Origin of the sequence: Neptuniibacter sp. UBA6509 (assembly GCA_002435145.1) — a bacterium.
GTDB lineage: Bacteria > Pseudomonadota > Gammaproteobacteria > Pseudomonadales > Balneatricaceae > Neptuniibacter.
The window spans coordinates 1-19,009 of record DJLT01000131.1 but is presented as its reverse complement, the minus strand read 5'-3'; the positions used below and the strand labels follow the sequence as shown (position 1 = coordinate 19,009).

The following is a 19,009-nucleotide window of genomic DNA, read 5'->3' as shown; positions in this document are numbered from 1 at the left end:
GCAACAATGTAGTTACCTACACCCGGTAACGCTTCTGCAAACGCAGCTGAGGTTAAAGCAGCCCCCGAGACACCCGACGTCCATACGCCTGAGGTAATAATAACCAAGCCCGTTATGGAACAGATGATAATGGTATCGAGGAAAGTCCCCAACATAGCTATCAAACCTTGACGAACGGGGTCATTCGTTTGAGACGCCGCATGTGCTATCGGAGCCGAACCTAAACCCGCCTCATTTGAGAAAACACCACGCGCAACACCAAACTGAATAGCCGCCCAAACCGCAGCACCGGCAAAACCACCTTGAGCAGCCGATTCAGTGAATGCGTAAGTGAAGATCAAATCTAAAGCCTGCGGAATCGCATCAACATTAATAAACAGTACAACAAGGCCTGCCACTAAATAACTGATAGCCATAATAGGTACAAGTGAACCCGCAACTGCACCGATACGTTTAATACCGCCCAGCAAGACTGCTGCTGTAAGCACCATCAGGACAATGCCTGTGACCCAAAGAGGGATAGAAAAGTTAGCTTCAAGAACAGAAGCGACAGAGTTGGACTGAACCGTATTACCAATACCGAAACCAGCTATCGTTCCAAAAACCGCGAACATCGTACCCATCCAAGCCCACTTTTTACCTAGGCCATTCTTGATGTAGTACATTGGGCCACCAACATGGTTGCCGTTTTCATCAACTTCACGGTACTTAACCGCTAAAACCGCTTCTGAGAACTTGGTAGCCATGCCCACTAGCGCAGTACACCACATCCAAAACAGTGCACCGGGACCACCTAAGAAAACAGCGGTAGCAACACCTGCAATATTACCTGTTCCAACCGTTGCAGACATCGCTGTCATTAAGGCCTGGAAAGGCGAGATCTCACCGGAGTCTTTATCTGCGCCCGTCGTTTTACGGCCACCCCACATCAGTTTAAAACCTGTGCCTAATTTAAAAATAGGCATAAGTTTTAAACCTAACTGTAGGAATAAACCTACACCTAAGATTAATACCAACATCATGGGACCCCATACGATGCCATTGATGGCCTTAATCATCTCAGTTAATGCGTCCATTACTTCTCCTCTATTCTTTTTATCTTAATTGAGGCTTATATGTCCTTCCCTGTTAACGCTGAAAACAGCTATAACGAGGGCCATTAGACATAAGCGATAACTATTCGTAGCAAGAAAAGGGTTTCTAAATCCGCCATGTAACCGTAATAACGGACCTGTATCCCTAACTAAGAGAGGAAACAGTTCAGATCAAATTACGTTCCAGCCAAGGGTAACGATGTTAAAAACCGCTCCTGTTGCCACGAATAAAAGTCGTTAATAACAATAAGATAAAAGAGTCAGAGAATGGCTTTGAAAATCTGCTGATTTCCGAATAAATAACTCTATTATTAGAAATAACAGGGGAAATAGCTATTATCGCAAATATGAGCCATCCAAGCAGATTTTTATGGCGAAATAGCTCCAATAGGCAGCTTATATCACTGAATAATCCAGTTTTATAAGCTGATAGCATTATTGAGGTTATACTGAGTGCAAGCAGAGCTTTTTAAATATGCTCGCGCCTACTCTTAAGCACCTACCCTTAAAATAGCATCTACTCTTAAGCACCTATTCTTAAGATACCACCCAGCAGAACCCTACCTGTAAGAGCTCAACAAACGATTTAAGCATTCGGTTTAAACTCTATAGGGATTTCCAACGTTTCTCTTACCTCCTCCATCACGATATAACTCTTCGAGTTTTTAACCCCTGGAAGTGTAAGTAACATCTCACCTAATAAAGCACGATATTCCGACATATCATTAATACGCGCTTTCAAAAGATAATCCGCATCACCTGAAACTAAGTGACATTCAAGTATATACGGCAGCTCTTTAACCGCCTGATTAAAGATCTGAAACGCGTCAGGTGTTTGATAAGAGAGGGAAATTTCGACAAATACCAACATGCTAAATTCAAGCATTTGCGGATTAAGACGAGCGTAATAACCTTCAATATAGCCATCCTTCTCAAGCCTTTTTACCCGCTCAATACAAGGTGTAGAGCTCAATCCAACCTTCTCAGCAAGATCAACATAACTAATACGCCCATCAATCTGCAATGTACGAAGTATGCTCACATCTAAACGATCCAGTGAGCGCCCTTTAGAATTAGACATAAGATAAATTCACCATTAAATTCAAATTAAGCAGATGATAACCCTGCAATTAGTTAAAATACAAAACCATTTCATGACATAAACCACATAAACTAGTTCTTTCTCATTAACAAAAAACTCCATAAATGAGGTGACACTATGAAGGTATTGGTTTTAGGTGCTGGCGTGGTCGGCGTCACAAGCGCTTGGTATTTAGCCAAAGCAGGCCATGAAGTTACTATAGTCGATCGCCAAATTGATGTCGCATTGGAAACGAGTTATGCCAATGCAGGACAGATATCTCCTGGCTATTCTGCACCGTGGGCAGGGCCCGGCATTCCACTTAAAGCCATTAAATGGCTTATGCAAGATCTGGCGCCGTTTATGATCAGCGGTAAAGAGGTAGATACTCAAACCCTTGCATGGATGACAAAGATGGTCACCAACTGCACGGAAAGCGCATACCACACCAACAAAGCTCGTATGATGCGCCTTGCGGAATACAGCCGTGATTGTTTTATTAATTTACGCTCAGAGCTGGACATTGATTATGACCAGCGCAGTCAAGGAACACTGCAAGTGTTCCGCACCGACAAGCAAGTTAAAGACGCACAGAAAGATATCTCTGTACTTGAAGAGTGCGGCGTAAACTTCCAAGCATTAGATGTTGATGGCTGTTTAGAATACGAACCCGCACTTGCCAACGTTAGAGATAAAATTGTAGGCGGCCTTCGCCTACCCGGTGATGAAACCGGTGACTGCTTTAAATTTACCAACGCCTTAGCCGACGAATGTAAAAAGCTAGGTGTAAAGTTTGAAATGAAAACCGATATATTGAATATCAATACCGAAGGCGATGAGATCGTTAATGTCAGTACCTCCAAAGGGAAAATGACATCTGATGCTTACCTAGTCGCACTGGGTAGCTATTCGACACCTGTACTTTCTAAAATTGGCTTAAAAGTGCCCGTTTATCCGATAAAGGGCTATTCACTCACCCTGCCTATCATTGACGCCTCTAAAGCGCCTACATCCACCGTGATGGACGAAACCTACAAAGTCGCAGTGACACGCTTTGAAGATCGTATTCGTGTAGGTGGGACCGCTGAGATCGCCTCATACAACAAAGAGCTAGAAGAGAAACGCAGAGCGAATGTGGAATTTGTTGTTAAAGACCTATTCCCAGGCGGGGGCGATGCCGCACAAGCAGAGTTTTGGACAGGACTACGTCCAATGACACCCGACGGTACGCCTATCTTAGGCGAAACAAATTTTACAAACCTATTCCTCAATACAGGTCACGGCACATTAGGCTGGACCATGTCATTAGGCTCAGGCAAGTATGTCGCCGATATCATCAGCCAAAAGTCACCTGATATCGATACGGAAGGGCTGTCGGTCGCACGTTACGGTTAAGGAATCTATTAATGCACCTAAACGGCTCATCTCTGTTTAGAGGTTAATAAAGCTCTCTATTCGAAAAGGGCTTTACGCAGATACTTTTTAAAATAACCAAGAGACAGCCCCCTATCTCTTATCAGTATTGTTAAGGAATTAACATGAGCAATAAAACGATCATCGCAACAGAAAAGGCCCCAGCAGCTATCGGCACTTATTCACAAGCGGTCAAAGCGGGTAACACCGTTTATCTATCAGGACAGATCCCTCTAAACCCTGAAACCATGGAGATGGTAACGGAATCATTTCAAGCCCAAGCCGTTCAGGTTTTTGAAAACCTAAAAGCAGTTGCCGAAGCCTCCGGTGGTAATGTTAATGATTTTGCTAAAATTACCGTTTTACTATCTGACCTCGCTTACTTTGGTCAAGTAAATGAGATTATGGCTCAATACTTCGATGAACCTTACCCTGCACGCGCCGCTTACGCTGTTAAAGCGCTACCAAAAGATGCAGATATCGAAATCGAAGCCGTTATGGTGGTATAACACTCTTTAAGAACTGTTAGTTAAAGAATTGATTCAAATTTGATGCTAATTAGGAGCATTCATGGCACGTGCAGCAACCGCTACCATTAACTTAAACGCCATTCGGCATAATTATCGTTTGGCAAAATCTGTGGCTCCTGAGCAACAAGCCTTAGCGATTATTAAAGCTAATGCCTATGGTCATGGTGCGATAGACGTTGCCAATGCACTCAGTGATGATGCAGATGGTTTTGGTGTTGCCTGCATTGAAGAAGCTGTGGAATTACGCCAAGCAGGCATCGATCTTCCGATTCTTTTACTTGAAGGTTTTTTTAGTGCGGATGAGCTCCCCCTCATCAGCGAGCTAAACCTTTGGTGTGCCGTACATAGCCTTGAGCAGATAGAGATAATTGCACAAACGGAACTCCCTAAGTCGATCACTATTTGGCTGAAAATGGACAGTGGCATGCACCGCTTAGGGATTTCACACGATAAGTACAACGCCGCCTTTCAGAAGTTATCCACATTAGCTCAAGTGGAGAGTGTTGTTTTAATGAGTCACTTCTCCTCCGCTGATGAACCCGAGTTATGCACAACCGCTAAACAGATAAAAGTATTTGATGACACTACTAAGCATCTGAATGCCCCTGTTAGCTTAGCCAATTCAGCTGCCACACTTGAGTTCACAGACGCGCGAAGAAATTGGCAACGACCGGGCATCATGCTATATGGAGCCTCACCTTTCTGCGCACCTCAAGCTTTAGCTGATCAGTTGCAACCTGCACTGACCTTAAGCTCGGAAATTATCGCTGTACGTGAAATACAACCGGGCGAAAGCGTAGGCTATAGCGCCACATGGACAAGTGACACAGCCACACGCGTAGGTACAGTTGCTATAGGCTATGCTGACGGCTACCCACGACATGCTAAAAGCGGCACTCCGGTTTTGGTCAACGGTCATAAAAGCAACATTATTGGTCGTGTATCAATGGATATGCTTTGCGTCGATTTAACCGATATCCCTGACGCTGGTGTAGGCAGCTATGTAGAGCTTTGGGGTGAAAACTTACTTGCAACAGAGATCGCTCACCACTGCGATACGATCTCTTACACTCTATTTACCGGCATAACCCGCCGAGTACATAAAAAATATATTTAGGAAAAAATCATGACTATTGAGCGCATTGAATCTACTGAGCGCATGAGCCGCATCGTCAAACACAACGGCACAGTCTACCTTTGTGGCCAAACCGCTGGCGAAGCCGAGTGGGATATATCTGAGCAGACTCAACGCTGCTTAGATAAAATCGATAATCTACTCGAAAAAGCAGGCAGCAGCAGAAACCAGCTACTTTCAGTCACCATCTACGTGCGCGATATGAAGGACTTCGCAGCCATGAACGCTGTCTGGGATGCATGGGTCGCTGAATGCGAAAAGCCCGCTCGCGCTTGTGTTGAAGCACGTATGGCTAGACCGCAAATATTGGTCGAATTTACGGTAACCGCAGCGTATTCATAATTTTCTTTATAGAAGCAAAAACTTTCTCAAGAAGTATGCCCCTTATAGCAAAACCTCGCTCAGGGGCTGAGCTCCAACAAAGTAAATACAGGCAAGTTAGGTTTATAGGTTCATTTATTACGAGCATAAAAAAACTGGCATAAGCCAGTCAATTTAAATAAATGGTCGGGATGACAGGAATAACTCATCGCTACGCTCTTCACCCTTCGGGCCACTCACTAAGTGAATGTTGTCTCACTATGTTCGGCTGAAACAAATCCTATAACTTTTTTGAAACTGGTCGGGATGATAGGATTTGAACCTACGACCCCTACTCCCCCAGAGTAGTGCGCTACCAAACTGCGCTACATCCCGACACTAGACCTTGAAAACGAACGTTTTTCAAGAGGACGGTATCTTAACTTAACGTTATGACTCTGTGAAGATTTTTTCAAAGCTATTGCGTAATAACTTCTTCTGCTATAACCATCACTGTAGCAGTCTGATTATAGTGACCAATAGAGCCCCCTTGAGTTGCTCCTTGCTCACCAAAAGTGTTGAAACCTATAAGAGGAACATCATCACCACACACCTCTTTTAGCAAACTTAAATCATCCACTTTTAAACGACATTTAAGTTCGTGGCGTAGAATACAGTTGAAGACAACAACCGCTGCAATCTTTTTAGGACTACCCGCATCAATAATCGCTTTTTCTAAAGTTTCCTTAAAACGCTGCCTAGCAGTTTCTGCGTCTGTTTTCATCTCACGCAAAAAAGCACCTTGGGGTATTTCTGCATAAAAGCTGACACTACCATCATCATAAACCTCTTGGGCACTTTTGATGGTGTACTCTGCAAACACATCTGAAGATTTAATTCCAAAAGGGTTTTGTATAAACAGCTCAGGGGTGAGTTCATCACTGCCTAATAACTTTTTGAGGACTTCTGTCGCAGGCTTTCCATTCAGGCTATGCACAACGCGCCCTGTCGCCTTGGTTACGACTGCGCCTTTATTAGCCGCAACATAAGGGTGCCCCATAGACGTGCCTATTTTTAATGCACTACTGAAACTCGCTACTGCCGCAGAGTTTTGATAAACACCATTACAGATCTGGTAACTTTGGCTATCAGAGAAATCGGTTGCTGTAGAGCCCCCTATAATTTGAGATACAGTACCGGTTTCCAAAATAAGACTACGTAAAAACGCCTCTTCTTGGCCAGAAGTGCCATCGGGTAATACCATATTGATACAGGGCTTGATGCGAGAAACTTCATTTGCGGCCTTACTATCAAGCGCAATCGCCATTAAGGACATTACAGCAGGGTTTGAGATAAGGTTAGCGTAGGCATTACGGATAGCACTTTTAGCCGCTTGTTCAGGCTTTTCAGTAAGGTTTTCACCAATCCCTACCCCGACACTAAAATAGGCGCTTTGCAAGCTAAGGATAACCACACTGCCGGTCTGCGGACCTTCCATTAGGCTGGAAATTTCACCCCAAGCGCTCCCCCCGATAACTGCAACCTTTTCGCCAACCACTGAACGTATATCGTCATACGCTTGATGGACATCTAATGAAAAGCTAACAAAACAGATAATTAAATCAGGTTTAGGAGTTTTCTCCATTGCTTGTTTTGCGGCGGTAACTGCGTCTGTCGCGTGGCCTAAGCCTACCCTTACGATAGCCATATCCTAAACTCATTATTATTTTTAATAGAATGATGCTAATCAACACAAAAGTGTAAACCAAGCCTTAAATGGGGAATTAGTGCCAAAGTGTGAGTAAATAGCCACTATATAAGTAAAACGTACGTTTGTTTCAACTTCGCAGAGCATTTAGCCAAGCTTCATACACTAGTTAAGAATAATCAGATTCCTAACTACGTTTAGTCAGCTCTAACAAGCTTTCAAGTTCAGTGATAGTTTGTCTAAGGAGCTGCTTATATTGGCTTTGGTCGTCTTCATTATTTTCACCAGATAAATACTGCTTAGCACCACTCAAAGTATACCCTTGGTCATGCAACAAGCTTTTGATCTGACGAATAAGTAAAACGTCCTGACGCTGATAGTAACGACGATTATTACGTTTGACAGGCGATATTTGACTAAACTCTTTCTCCCAATAACGCAATACATGCGCCTTGAGATCACAAAGTTTAGCCACTTCGCCAATGGTGAAATAACGCTTACCCGGAATAGGGTTAGGGTCGTTACTCTGCTCCGTCTCCAGCATAAGTTTCGACGCGGTCCTTCAGTTTTTGACCAGGTCGGAAGGTCACCACACGGCGTGCCGCGATAGGAACTTCTTCCCCTGTTTTTGGATTCCGGCCCGGTCTTTGACGCTTATCGCGTAGATCAAAGTTACCGAAGCCGGACAATTTCACCTGCTCGTTATCAGCCAGACATGCACGGATTTCATCAAAAAACGATTCCACCATCTCTTTGGCTTCACGTTTATTTAACCCAAGCTCTTCGTTTAGGCGTTCCGCCATTTCAGCTTTTGTTAACGAACTCATGATAAATCACCTTTCGCTGCTTACTCTCGCAATGAGGCACTAAACTCTTTAGCTAGTGCAGAAACAACCACATCAATTGCGTTGTTTATTTCTTCATCATTAAGAGTGCGCGAAGGATGCTGCCACGTCAAGCCCACAGCAAGACTTTTTCTACCTTTTTCAATACCTTGGCCCTGATAAACATCAAACAGGGTGACTTCTTTAACAAATTCACCTGCATGCTTTTCAGCAACCTGTCGAACTGAATCAAAGCCAACCGACTCATCTACAATAATTGCTAGATCGCGGCGAGACTCTGGGAATTTAGAAATTTCAGTATAACGAGGTAACTTACCTTGGCATAAAGCAGCTTGATTGATTTCGAAAAGGAACACTTCCCCATTCAAACCAAGCTCTTTAACTAGGTTTGGATGTAGTGCACCTACATAACCAATTGCCTTACCATTACGCTCAATTCGAGCTGTTTGACCTGGATGTAATGCAACATGACGATCCGCTACGAAGGCAAACTCATCAGATGCGCCGCCCAGTGACAACAAGCTCTCTAGATCCCCTTTTATATCAAAGAAATCAACCGTATCTTTGCCCGCATTCCAGCCTTCCGGATCACGTGCGCCAGTGATAACACCTGCAACAACATTTTCCTGAATAATCTCATCACCCTGAGTAGGCAAAAAGCGCTGACCGCTTTCAAACATACGTACGCGGCTCTGCTGACGATTCTGGTTATATTGAACTGCTTTAACCAAGCCCGGCCAGATACTTGTACGCATCACAGCCATTTCAGCCGAGATAGGATTCGCCAGCGCTATGGCATCATATTGATCATCAAACTGTTTCTGCAAACCCGCTTCAATAAAGCTATACGTAATAGCTTCTTGATAGCCCATTGCAGTAAATGCACGGCGTACATTGTGAATGCTTACTATCGTTTCGTCATTTGCCTTAATCGGCATCGATGCCGTCGGTGTACGTACAGGTAGGTTGTTATAACCGTACACACGCGCCAACTCTTCAATAAGATCAACTTCAATCGATATATCGAAGCGGTAAGAAGGTACAGCGACATTCCACTCACCGTCCGTAGACGCTTTTTCTACATCTAAACCTAGACGGGTAAGTATCTCTTCGATCTCAGCTGCAGGCATTTCAAAAGCCAGCATGCTGTTTACTTTAGCGTGACGAAGAACCACTTGACGATCAGTCGGCAACTCTTTGTTATCTACCGCTTCAACGACAGGGCCTGCTTCGCCACCTACGATTTCTAGCAACAATGCAGTTGCACGGTTAATCGCTTTTGTCTGTAACTGCCAGTCAACGCCACGTTCAAAGCGATGAGATGAATCGGTATGCAAACCATATGAGCGTGCACGACCGGCAATAGAGATTGGGTTAAAGAAGGCACTTTCTAGGAAAATATCTTGAGTCTCAGCCGTTACACTTGTTGGCTCACCACCCATAATCCCAGCCATAGCAACAGGACCAGATGCATCGCTTATGGTTAGCGTATCAGCATTTAACTCAACGTCTTGGCCATCAAGCAGTGTCAGCTTTTCACCTTGCTCCGCACGACGTACAACAATGCCACCTTCTAACTTATTCAAGTCAAAAGCGTGCATTGGTTGGCCAAGCTCTAACAGAATATAGTTAGTGACATCGACAACAGGATCAATGCTACGCACACCTGAACGCTCAAGTTTCTGCTTCATCCACAGTGGCGTTTCTGCCTGTGGGTTAATGTTACGAATAACACGACCAACATAACGTGAACAATCAGCAACATCTTTTAGCTCAATCGAAAAAGTATCTTCGATCGTTGCGGCTACTTCAGAATCTGGGATGAAAGTAACTGGCACCTTATTTAAAACACCTACTTCACGCGCAAGACCAGTAATACTTAAACAGTCTCCACGGTTAGGTGTCAGGTCCACGTCAATGATATTGTCATCAAGGCTTAAGTATTCACGAATACAGGTGCCCACTGGCGCGTCTACCGGTAGCTCCATAATGCCATCGTGATCTTCTGAAATACCTAGTTCATCTTCCGCACATAACATACCGAAAGACTCAACCTGACGCAGTTTAGCTTTCTTAATTTTAAACGCTTTACCATCCGGCGTAGGTAATACCGCACCCACTGTAGCAAAGGCTGTTTTTAACCCTGCACGTGCATTGGGTGCACCACACACAACCTGAAAAACTTCACTACCACTCGTCACTGTACATACTTGAAGTTTATCTGCATTTGGGTGCTGTTCAGCTGTTAGAATTTCACCCACAACAACACCGCTAAAGTCTTTAGCTGCTGCTTCAACTTCGTCTACTTCCAGACCTGCCATTGTGACCTGATCAACAAGAGCCTGCGTATCAATTGCAGGGTTTACCAGTTCACGTAACCACTTTTCACTGAATTTCATTTTGCTTTCCCGAAAATCCTGTTAATAACCGCTTAAACGTATGCTTTGATCAGTTGAACTGACCTAAGAAACGCAGGTCGTTTTCAAAGAACAAACGCAGGTCATTTACGCCGTAACGTAGCATCGCCAAACGCTCAACACCCATACCGAAAGCAAAACCGGTGTATTCTTCAGGGTCGATACCAGAAGCCTCAAATACTTTTGGATGCACCATACCGCAACCGAGTACTTCCAACCATTTGCCATCACCACGATCAATATCAACCTCAATGGAAGGCTCAGTAAATGGGAAATAAGAAGGACGGAAGCGAACACGTACATCCTCTTCAAAGAATTCACGCAAGAACTGTTCTAGCGTGCCTTTGAGATCAGCAAAGCTGATATTTTTATCCACAATCAAACCTTCGACCTGATGGAACATAGGTGAATGAGTTTGATCGTAATCGCAACGGTAGACACGGCCTGGACAGATAATACGCAGAGGAGGCTGCTGTGTTTCCATCGTACGTACCTGCACACCTGAGGTATGAGTACGTAACAAAGTGTTCGCATTAAAATAGAAAGTATCATGCATCGCACGAGCTGGATGATGCGATGGAATATTTAGCGCTTCGAAGTTGTGGTAATCATCTTCGATCTCTGGACCTTCTTCTACGCTGTAACCAATATTGGCAAAGAACGCTTCAATACGTTCCATAGTTTTGGTCACCGGGTGTAAACCACCCAACTCCTGACCACGACCTGGAAGCGTGACATCAATTGTTTCTTCAGCCAATTTAGCTTCAAGTGCTGCTGACTCTAACGTAGCCTTACGCTCGTTGATTTTCTCTTGCAGCGCTTGCTTAGCTTCATTGATTTTAGCACCCGCCTGTGGACGCTCTTCAGCAGACAGCTTACCAAGGCCTTTTAACAGCGCTGTAAGCTCACCTTTTTTGCCCAAATACTGAACACGTACATCGTCCAGTGCTTGAGTGCTAGTCGCCGCAGCAACTGCTTCAGTACCTGCTGCCAACAGGCTTTGAATGTTTTCCATTATCCAGCTCCAATAATAAGGAGAAAAAGACCAAAACCTACTTCATTTAGAGAGAAGGTCTTTACATAAAAATCAGTTTTTTTGCGCAAATCTTGCCACAAAATCTGTGCAAAAAAACCGAAAAAATAGGGGAAGAGCTTGCACCCTTCCCCTATTTCAAACGAGTCGTTTACACGACACTGGGTGCTTTACGCTAGAGAAGTTTTAGCTTTCTCTACGATTGCAGCAAATGCGCCAGCTTCGTGAACAGCTAAATCAGCTAGAACCTTACGATCGATTTCGATGTTGGCTTTTTTAAGACCAGCAATGAAACGGCTGTAAGACAGACCATTGATGCGTGCACCAGCATTGATACGTGCGATCCACAAAGCGCGGAACTGACGTTTTCTCTGGCGACGGTCACGGTATGCATACTGACCTGCTTTGATAACTGCCTGTTTAGCAACGCGGAATACACGGCTACGAGCACCGTAATAACCTTTTGCTTTTTTCAGGATTTTTTTGTGACGACGACGAGCAACAACACCACGTTTAACGCGAGCCATAACCTTCTTCCTTTTCTAAATTCTGTTAACTAAAAAATCGTTTAAATATAAGGCAACATGCGACGAACTAGAGCCTTATCTGCAGCATGAACCTGCATCATCGGGCGAAGCTGGCGCTTACGCTTAGTAGATTTCTTGGTCAGAATATGACTAGTGAAGGATTGCTTGTGTTTGAAGCCATTAGCGGTTTTCTTAAAACGCTTAGCCGCACCACTGTTAGATTTCATTTTAGGCATTACTAAAATCTCCACGCATTCGTTAATTTATTTTCACTCAGAACAAACGACAAAACCCGCAGCTAACTTTTTGACAAGTTAGTCACGGGTTAAGGAAAGTAACGAGTTACTTTTTCTTCTTCGGAGCTAAGACCATGACCAATTGACGGCCTTCCATCTTAGGACGCTGTTCAACTACAGTTGTCTCTTCCAAATCTTTTTCGATTCGTCTAAGTAACTGCATGCCCAGTTCCTGATGAGCCATCTCACGGCCACGATAACGTAGTGTTATCTTGGCTTTATCTCCTGCTTCAAGGAAACGTATCAGGTTGCGTAGTTTTACCTGATAATCACCCTCTTCCGTATTTGGACGGAATTTTACTTCTTTGATCTGGACCTGATGCTGCTTTTTCTTGGCTTCATTCTTTTGCTTTTTCAGCTCATAAAGATGCTTGCCATAATCCATCACTTTACAAACGATTGGATCAGCTTCAGAAATTTTAACCAGATCAAGTCCCGCTTCTTGAGATGCCTCAAGAGCGTCATGAATAGGTACGACGCCTATCTGCGTTCCGTCGGGACCAATAAGTCTGCACTGTTTAGTTACTTTCAGTAAGTTCTCATTGATCATGGGCTCCTCTCTGCGAGCGCCCCTTTTATTATCACGCCTGATAGCTGTATCTCCTGACTAGTATTTAGTCTAATTAGTCCTGACGGCCTTTCTTGGCGACATCGCTGCCAAGAAGGTTTATAAATTCATTTTGAGACATGGAACCAAGGTCAACACCTGTTCTCGTACGTACCGCAACGGTACCTGCCTCAACTTCTTTGTCGCCTATTACAAGAAGATAAGGAACCTTCTGTAAAGTACGCTCGCGAATTTTAAAGCCGATCTTCTCATTTCTCAAGTCCGACTCGGCCCTGAATCCTTTATTTTCAAGATTTTGGACAACTTTTTCGCAATAATCTGCCTGTTTGTCCGTAATATTCATAATTACGGCCTGTACAGGCGATAACCAAGTGGGTAATGCGCCCGCAAAGTTTTCGATTAAAATGCCAATAAATCTTTCAAAAGAACCCAAAATTGCACGATGCAACATAACCGGAGTTTCTTTTTCGCCCTGCTCATTTACAAATTGAGCACCTAAACGACCCGGCATTGAGAAGTCCACCTGAATAGTACCACATTGCCATACACGACCAAGGCAATCTTTCAAAGAAAACTCAATCTTTGGTCCATAGAATGCACCTTCACCTGGAAGCTCACCCCATTCTAGACCAGCAGCATCCAATGCATCGCCTAATGCTTTCTCCGCTTTATCCCAAACCTCATCGGAACCTACGCGCTGTTCTGGACGTGTAGAAAGTTTGTAGATAACTTCAGTGAAACCAAAATCTTCATACACTTCATCAAGAAATGTAATGAAACGAGCGACTTCTTCTTGGATTTCATCTTCTGCACAGAAGATATGCGCATCATCTTGAACAAAGCCACGTACACGCATAATACCGTGTAGTGCACCTGACGGCTCATTACGATGACAGCAGCCAAATTCTGCTAAACGTAGTGGCAGATCACGGTATGAACGTAAACCCTGATTAAATACCTGAACATGGCATGGGCAGTTCATTGGCTTAATCGCAAAATCATGGTTCTCTGAGTGAGTTGTAAACATCTCTTCAGAGAATTTATCCCAGTGACCCGATTTTTCCCACAAAGATCGTTCAACAACTTGAGGGGTTTTTATCTCTTCATAACCATGCTTACGCTGTTTAGTACGCATGTACTGTTCGATCTGCTGGTACAAGGTCCAACCATTTGGATGCCAAAACACCATGCCCGGTGCTTCTTCCTGTAGATGGAACATATTGAGCTGCTTGCCCAATTTACGGTGATCACGTTTTTCTGCTTCTTCTAGACGGTGTAAGTAAGCTTTTAAAGCTTTTTTATCACCCCAAGCAGTACCATAAATACGCTGAAGCATTTCGTTGTTTGAATCACCACGCCAGTAAGCGCCAGCAACTTTCATCAATTTGAAAGCTTTAATGTGGCCAGTGGAAGGAGCATGAGGACCACGGCATAGATCGATGAAATCGCCTTGTGAGTAGAAAGAAAGGTCTTCTGCATCAGGAACTGACTGCAATAACTCTACTTTGTACTTTTCTCCCATCTCATCAAACATTTTCGTCGCTTCATCGCGACTCATCAATGAACGAGTAATTGGAAGGTTTTGTTTCGTCAATTCCGCCATTTTCTTTTCGATCTTTTCAAGATCTTCAGGCGTAAATGGACGTTCGTATGCAAAATCGTAGTAGAAACCATTTTCAATAACAGGCCCGATGGTTACCTGAGCGCCAGGGAATAGGTTTTTTACTGCCATTGCCATTAGATGTGCACAGGAGTGACGGATCACTTCTAAGCCTTCGTCATCACGTGAGGTGATGATCGCAAGATCAGCATCATTTTCAATGGTGAATGAGGTATCGACAGGCTGACCATCGACTTTACCAGCAAGCGCCGCTTTGGCTAAACCAGCGCCAATATCAGCAGCCACTTCAAAAACAGTAACCGGGTTAGCAAATTCACGTTTGCTACCGTCAGGCAGGGTAATTACAGGCATGTTATTTCCTTAGTTTCAGTGGTGGCCCATACGTAAGGCCACTTAGAATATGATGTAAGCTCGCTTTTCGTACAAACCAAGTACGCTGCGGCGGCGGCATTATATTCTATTGCAGAGCAGGTAGCTATAACGTAGCGAAGGAGCATGTGATAAGTGGTGAAATTTAGGCTTATGAACTAAAAAACCACTTACAACAAGTGGTTTTAATTCAAAGTCATTGAGATTGTTTAACAAGCAAGCCCATAACTAAATATACTTAGTCATTGCTTTATACATAGTTTAAAACGCCCTCTTTTTGCTTCGCGCTAGTCATTCGTGCCATAAACCCATCAATACTCGCCACACCCGCGCCATAAATAATAATCTGGGCCAGCAATAGCCCCCATATATAATGAAGATATAGGGCTGCGGGCGCTATTTCGACCAAACTAATGACCGCCACATAGTTGACAATAAACAAACCTAACGCCGTAAACCGTGTGAAAAAGCCTAATACCAACAGCACAGGTAAAACTAGTTCACCAATCGTGCCCAAATAAGCGGCAAGCTCAAATGGTATCAACGGCACTTGGTACTCCTCTTCAAAGAGAAACAACGTTGTATCCCAATCTTGTACCTTTGTAAGTCCAGCTAAAAAGAAAACCTTTGCTATATATAATCTTGCTAATAGAGCAACCCAGCTATGGGCGGTAACAATCTTATCTACCTTTGTAAGATAGCCTTGATAAAATTTACTCATGATAATAATCACTCTCAGAATCTTTTAAAAAATCAAATTCACAACAAAAACGAACGTAAGCGTTTTTAACCTAAGCCTTCTAACCACTTCTCTTCAATTGCTACACTTAGCCAGTCAGATAGATCAAAATTTACATATTTATCCAACAAATCTTCTAGACTTAATCCTGCTAAAACATCGATTAACCAAGCGTTTTCTTGTTCAGTTAATCGCTCTACACAGGGCACAGCTTCTCGCTGATAAATAACAATGCGATGCAGCTCAGCCGGTTCCTTCAAGAGGGCTGCTAGTTCATGCGTGTCTATTTGCTCTTCACTTAGTTGATGTAACATCCAAATTTCATCCACTGGATATTGATAGCTCAGCACCTTCAACGTTTTGGACAGTTGAATAAATACACTCTTCAAATTCGACTCGGATAAACGAACCAATGAATTAACATTAAGCTCGGTTCCTACACCTCGAGCGGTTTCATGTAAGAACCACTCAAATGATGCAACTTCTGCTAAATAAGGATGCTGATCATGTAACTCTGTTCTCATGATCAATGATGATAAATGCTTACCCCAATCAGCCCAGTCACCCGTAGTCGGTAGCTCCATGTGCAGCAACTTCTGCGTTAAGCTGCTTAACGCCTCCCGCCCAATCATCTTATCTACTACCGGGTACTTTAATGACAACGCTCGAACAGCGGTCATCAACAAATTATTCTGGTAGATTTTTAACCCTTTACTAACCAGATCCCCTCCATCACTCTCCGAGATTGATTGCTCATCAAAGATCAGGGTTACTAAAGCTTGTTGACGACGACTTAAAACATCTAACTCAGATTGCATGTAAGACCCTCTCTTCACTCACACCCTTCATAACCGTTAAGGCTTTCGTGACAGTTACGTCTTTCATAATAGAACGAGCTTTGGTTGCCTGTTCCAGTAAAACAGACCAACTTGGCAAATTGTTATCCCATTCGATCAATGTTGTGACTGCCCCAAATTGCTTTAATGCCGTACGGTAAAGTGACCAACACTCGTCAGAAACAGGCTGGCTGTGATCATCAATTATCAGTTCATTTTCAGAAACTGGGGTATAACCTGCTAAATGAATCTCTCCCACAGCACGAGAAGGTAATTGCTGTAACCATTGAGTCGCAGTTTGCAGTGAACCTTCATCACTAAAATTATGCGCATTTACAATTAAGTTATTCAGGTCAACCAGTAATCCGCACCCCGTACGGTTAACAAGTTCAGTTAAAAACTCTGTTTCACTCATATCCGAAAAACTAAATTCGACATATGAAGACAAGTTCTCAACCAGAATTTTACGCCCTAGCACTTGCTGAACTTTATCCACATTTTCAACCATGACCTGCAAGCTTTGTTGGCTAAACTCTAGGGGAAGAAGATCTCCCGCGTGTACAGAACTTCCATTGAGATTGCTCCAAGTGAAGCAAGCATGATCAGAGATTAGTATCGGGGTAATCTGCTGTGACAAGCGCTTTAAACGCAACAGGTAATCTCTATTGATACCGACTGCCGAGCCTAACCCCATGGAGGTTGAATGTAAGCTAATGGGATATTGCCGTGCGATATCATCTAAAATCGCAGGTAAAATCCCTCCTTCAGCAAAAAAATTCTCGGCATGCACCTCAACAAAATCAATGAAAGATGACCCAAGCAGTGCTTCCTTATAATGAGGATGGCGCAGCCCGACCCCAACCATTGATGAAAGGGTCTCACCCCTAGTATGAGGTGTATTTAAACAGGACATCTTCTTCTCCTAGTAGTTTACTTTGCAGTAATCAAACAGCTACTTCTGCGCTTGATAACGCTCTTTCGCTTCAGCCTTTAACATGCCACCCATATCTTCACAGGTACCTTTTGCTACGAGCTTCCATTCACCTGGATCGTTATCTACTTTTGCTTGGCCTGCACAGGAGTGCGTCCCTGCCAGATTGCCACAATCATTTTGGCCGGCTAATGCCACGCCATAACACTTTTCTTTACCTGCGGCATTAGCTGCAGGAATGGTTGCTACTGATGCCAGCGCTACGGCTAGCGCTGCAGTAGCTATACGTTGTTTACTGTCCATAACTTTTCTCCACTTTATTTAAAGTTAGCGAGATGCTGCTCGGCCTTATGGCTAATCTGTTGATAGGCTATAGACCCCACCTGCCGATCCAGCTCTGCGTCTTTACTTAGAAAAACTAAGGTTGGAACCGCACGAATATTGAACTTATTTGAAAGTTCCGGTTGTTGATCAACATCAACTTTCAATACGCGTAGTTGACCTGCATATTTTTCAGCAAGCTTTTTCATAATGGGCGTCATCTGCTGACAAGGTCCGCACCAATTAGCGCTGAAATAGATCAACGCTAAAGGTTCAGAGTATTCGTGCCCAGTCGCTGAAAATGTCAATTCAGACTTAGACATCAGGAATTAATCTTCTGCGTTTGTGACAGCCACTGAAAGATCTTCAATACCCGCCCAAATACGATCAGCCGATTTCACATGGCCCGGTACATCTGTTAACCACTTTTTCTGTACATCTTTATTCAAATTAAGATAAAGCTTGCCTTCCTGGATGTAGAACGCCTGAGGATCCACATCTAGCTTTTTATTAAGCGCAACACCCATTGCACAGTAACCACCAAACTGCGGCGCATAGCGATCCGCGTCCGAATTAAACAGGTCACGGTTTTCAGCACTTGAGAAGCGATAAATTGCACCATCATGTGTAGCGGTATATTTAGCCGAACCTTCGACTGCCATCTCTTTGGTGAAATATGCAACTGGGTCGTAACCCTGAATAGCAACATCGTTCGTGCCGATATTCACAGAAGCAGCAAAACTCATGCTACTTAGTAAAAGTGCGCCTGCTGCCGTTGCTAGCTTTAGTGTCTTTGAAAATTTCATATCTTTTTCCTCAATTAATGGTTAAATAAACAAGCTAGACAAAGGAGATATGTCCCGCTGTTGTTGAGGTATAGATTACGGACAATTCAGAATGGAAAGGCCTCCATTCATCTGCAAAAAAGCGCCAATCGTCCTAAAGGGGTATTTCATGGATAAATTAAGTCACTTACTGCAAAGTTTAGAGATCAATGCGGAAGTTTTTTTTAGTGGCAATTTATGCGGAATTCAAAGCTTTGAAGATAACAATGAATCTGGTTTTCTACATTTCGTACAATCGGGATCATTGACGCTTAGAACAGAAGAAGAACATAGCCTTATAATGCATGCGGGTTCAGTGATCTTTTTTCCTAATGGAACCAGCCACCAGATTGAAATAGCTAAATCAGAAGATGCTCAGATGATTTGCGCTGCGATTAAGCTTCCTCCTTCCCAACACAAA

At 43.6% G+C, this 19,009-nt stretch carries 22 protein-coding genes and 1 tRNA gene; 5 read left to right on the top strand and 18 right to left on the bottom strand.

The window, feature by feature from the left end:
* The coding region (locus B4K11_RS18050) for an alanine/glycine:cation symporter family protein (protein ID WP_292959495.1) at nt 1–1,076 on the bottom strand (1,076 nt) is incomplete at its 3' end.
* A gap of 604 nt (nt 1,077–1,680) precedes the next feature.
* Complete coding sequence (locus B4K11_RS18045) at nt 1,681–2,175, bottom strand: Lrp/AsnC ligand binding domain-containing protein (protein WP_292951762.1); 495 nt, start codon at nt 2,173–2,175, stop codon at nt 1,681–1,683.
* A 138-nt stretch (nt 2,176–2,313) separates the two neighbouring features.
* On the opposite strand from B4K11_RS18045, the gene B4K11_RS18040 reads away from it, so the two are divergent.
* From B4K11_RS18040 to B4K11_RS18025, 4 genes are all read left to right on the top strand, one after another.
* The gene (locus B4K11_RS18040) at nt 2,314–3,570 is read left to right on the top strand and encodes a D-amino acid dehydrogenase (RefSeq protein WP_292951759.1); all 1,257 of its coding nucleotides are present in this window, start codon (nt 2,314–2,316) and stop codon (nt 3,568–3,570) included.
* 143 nt (nt 3,571–3,713) lie between these two features.
* A complete protein-coding gene (locus B4K11_RS18035; RefSeq protein ID WP_292951756.1) occupies nt 3,714–4,097 on the top strand; it encodes a RidA family protein in 384 nt (127 codons plus the stop codon).
* Nucleotides 4,098–4,158: 61 nt separating this feature from the next.
* Nucleotides 4,159–5,235: an alanine racemase gene (gene alr / locus B4K11_RS18030; RefSeq protein ID WP_292951753.1), complete on the top strand. Its 1,077-nt coding sequence runs from the start codon at nt 4,159–4,161 to the stop codon at nt 5,233–5,235.
* A 9-nt stretch (nt 5,236–5,244) separates the two neighbouring features.
* On the top strand, nt 5,245–5,595 hold the full coding sequence (locus B4K11_RS18025) for a RidA family protein (protein ID WP_292951750.1): 351 nt from the start codon (nt 5,245–5,247) through the stop codon (nt 5,593–5,595).
* Between the two features lie 277 nt (nt 5,596–5,872).
* Here B4K11_RS18025 and B4K11_RS18020 read toward each other — a convergent pair.
* The 16 genes from B4K11_RS18020 to B4K11_RS17945 form a co-directional block, all read right to left on the bottom strand.
* Nucleotides 5,873–5,949 (bottom strand) — tRNA-Pro (locus tag B4K11_RS18020).
* 82 nt (nt 5,950–6,031) lie between these two features.
* Nucleotides 6,032–7,261: an FIST signal transduction protein gene (locus B4K11_RS18015; RefSeq protein WP_292951747.1), complete on the bottom strand. Its 1,230-nt coding sequence runs from the start codon at nt 7,259–7,261 to the stop codon at nt 6,032–6,034.
* Nucleotides 7,262–7,448: 187 nt separating this feature from the next.
* The gene (locus tag B4K11_RS18010; protein ID WP_292951744.1) at nt 7,449–7,805 is read right to left on the bottom strand and encodes a MerR family transcriptional regulator; all 357 of its coding nucleotides are present in this window, start codon (nt 7,803–7,805) and stop codon (nt 7,449–7,451) included.
* Nucleotides 7,783–8,088: an integration host factor subunit alpha gene (ihfA, locus tag B4K11_RS18005; RefSeq protein WP_067866305.1), complete on the bottom strand. Its 306-nt coding sequence runs from the start codon at nt 8,086–8,088 to the stop codon at nt 7,783–7,785. The genes B4K11_RS18010 and ihfA overlap by 23 nt, the downstream gene beginning before the upstream one ends.
* A 20-nt stretch (nt 8,089–8,108) precedes the next feature.
* On the bottom strand, nt 8,109–10,505 hold the full coding sequence (pheT, locus tag B4K11_RS18000; RefSeq protein ID WP_292951735.1) for a phenylalanine--tRNA ligase subunit beta: 2,397 nt from the start codon (nt 10,503–10,505) through the stop codon (nt 8,109–8,111).
* A gap of 49 nt (nt 10,506–10,554) precedes the next feature.
* A complete protein-coding gene (gene pheS / locus B4K11_RS17995; RefSeq protein ID WP_292951732.1) occupies nt 10,555–11,538 on the bottom strand; it encodes a phenylalanine--tRNA ligase subunit alpha in 984 nt (327 codons plus the stop codon).
* Between the two features lie 188 nt (nt 11,539–11,726).
* The gene (gene rplT, locus B4K11_RS17990; protein WP_292951729.1) at nt 11,727–12,083 is read right to left on the bottom strand and encodes a 50S ribosomal protein L20; all 357 of its coding nucleotides are present in this window, start codon (nt 12,081–12,083) and stop codon (nt 11,727–11,729) included.
* A 41-nt stretch (nt 12,084–12,124) separates the two neighbouring features.
* Complete coding sequence (gene rpmI / locus B4K11_RS17985) at nt 12,125–12,319, bottom strand: 50S ribosomal protein L35 (RefSeq protein WP_292951726.1); 195 nt, start codon at nt 12,317–12,319, stop codon at nt 12,125–12,127.
* Between the two features lie 106 nt (nt 12,320–12,425).
* Entirely contained in the window at nt 12,426–12,929 is a 504-nt protein-coding gene (infC, locus tag B4K11_RS17980; RefSeq protein WP_292951723.1) for a translation initiation factor IF-3, read from the bottom strand.
* Nucleotides 12,930–13,002: 73 nt separating this feature from the next.
* Nucleotides 13,003–14,919 (bottom strand): threonine--tRNA ligase, encoded by a 1,917-nt coding sequence (gene thrS / locus B4K11_RS17975; protein ID WP_292951720.1) that lies wholly within the window; start codon nt 14,917–14,919, stop codon nt 13,003–13,005.
* 268 nt (nt 14,920–15,187) lie between these two features.
* Nucleotides 15,188–15,670 (bottom strand): DoxX family protein, encoded by a 483-nt coding sequence (locus B4K11_RS17970; RefSeq protein WP_292959493.1) that lies wholly within the window; start codon nt 15,668–15,670, stop codon nt 15,188–15,190.
* Between the two features lie 53 nt (nt 15,671–15,723).
* Nucleotides 15,724–16,494, bottom strand: a complete 771-nt coding sequence (locus tag B4K11_RS17965) for a putative DNA-binding domain-containing protein (RefSeq protein WP_292951714.1) — start codon at nt 16,492–16,494, stop codon at nt 15,724–15,726.
* Nucleotides 16,484–17,425: a DUF692 domain-containing protein gene (locus tag B4K11_RS17960; protein ID WP_292951711.1), complete on the bottom strand. Its 942-nt coding sequence runs from the start codon at nt 17,423–17,425 to the stop codon at nt 16,484–16,486. The genes B4K11_RS17965 and B4K11_RS17960 overlap by 11 nt, the downstream gene beginning before the upstream one ends.
* Before the next feature lie 39 nt (nt 17,426–17,464).
* Entirely contained in the window at nt 17,465–17,746 is a 282-nt protein-coding gene (locus B4K11_RS17955) for a DUF2282 domain-containing protein (protein ID WP_292951708.1), read from the bottom strand.
* Between the two features lie 14 nt (nt 17,747–17,760).
* Nucleotides 17,761–18,087: a thioredoxin family protein gene (locus B4K11_RS17950; RefSeq protein ID WP_292951705.1), complete on the bottom strand. Its 327-nt coding sequence runs from the start codon at nt 18,085–18,087 to the stop codon at nt 17,761–17,763.
* A gap of 6 nt (nt 18,088–18,093) precedes the next feature.
* A complete protein-coding gene (locus B4K11_RS17945) occupies nt 18,094–18,570 on the bottom strand; it encodes a YHS domain-containing (seleno)protein (RefSeq protein ID WP_292951702.1) in 477 nt (158 codons plus the stop codon).
* A gap of 148 nt (nt 18,571–18,718) precedes the next feature.
* Between B4K11_RS17945 and B4K11_RS17940 the strand changes: the two genes are divergently transcribed.
* Nucleotides 18,719–19,009 (top strand): cupin domain-containing protein (locus B4K11_RS17940; protein WP_292951699.1); only part of this gene is annotated, 291 nt, incomplete at its 3' end.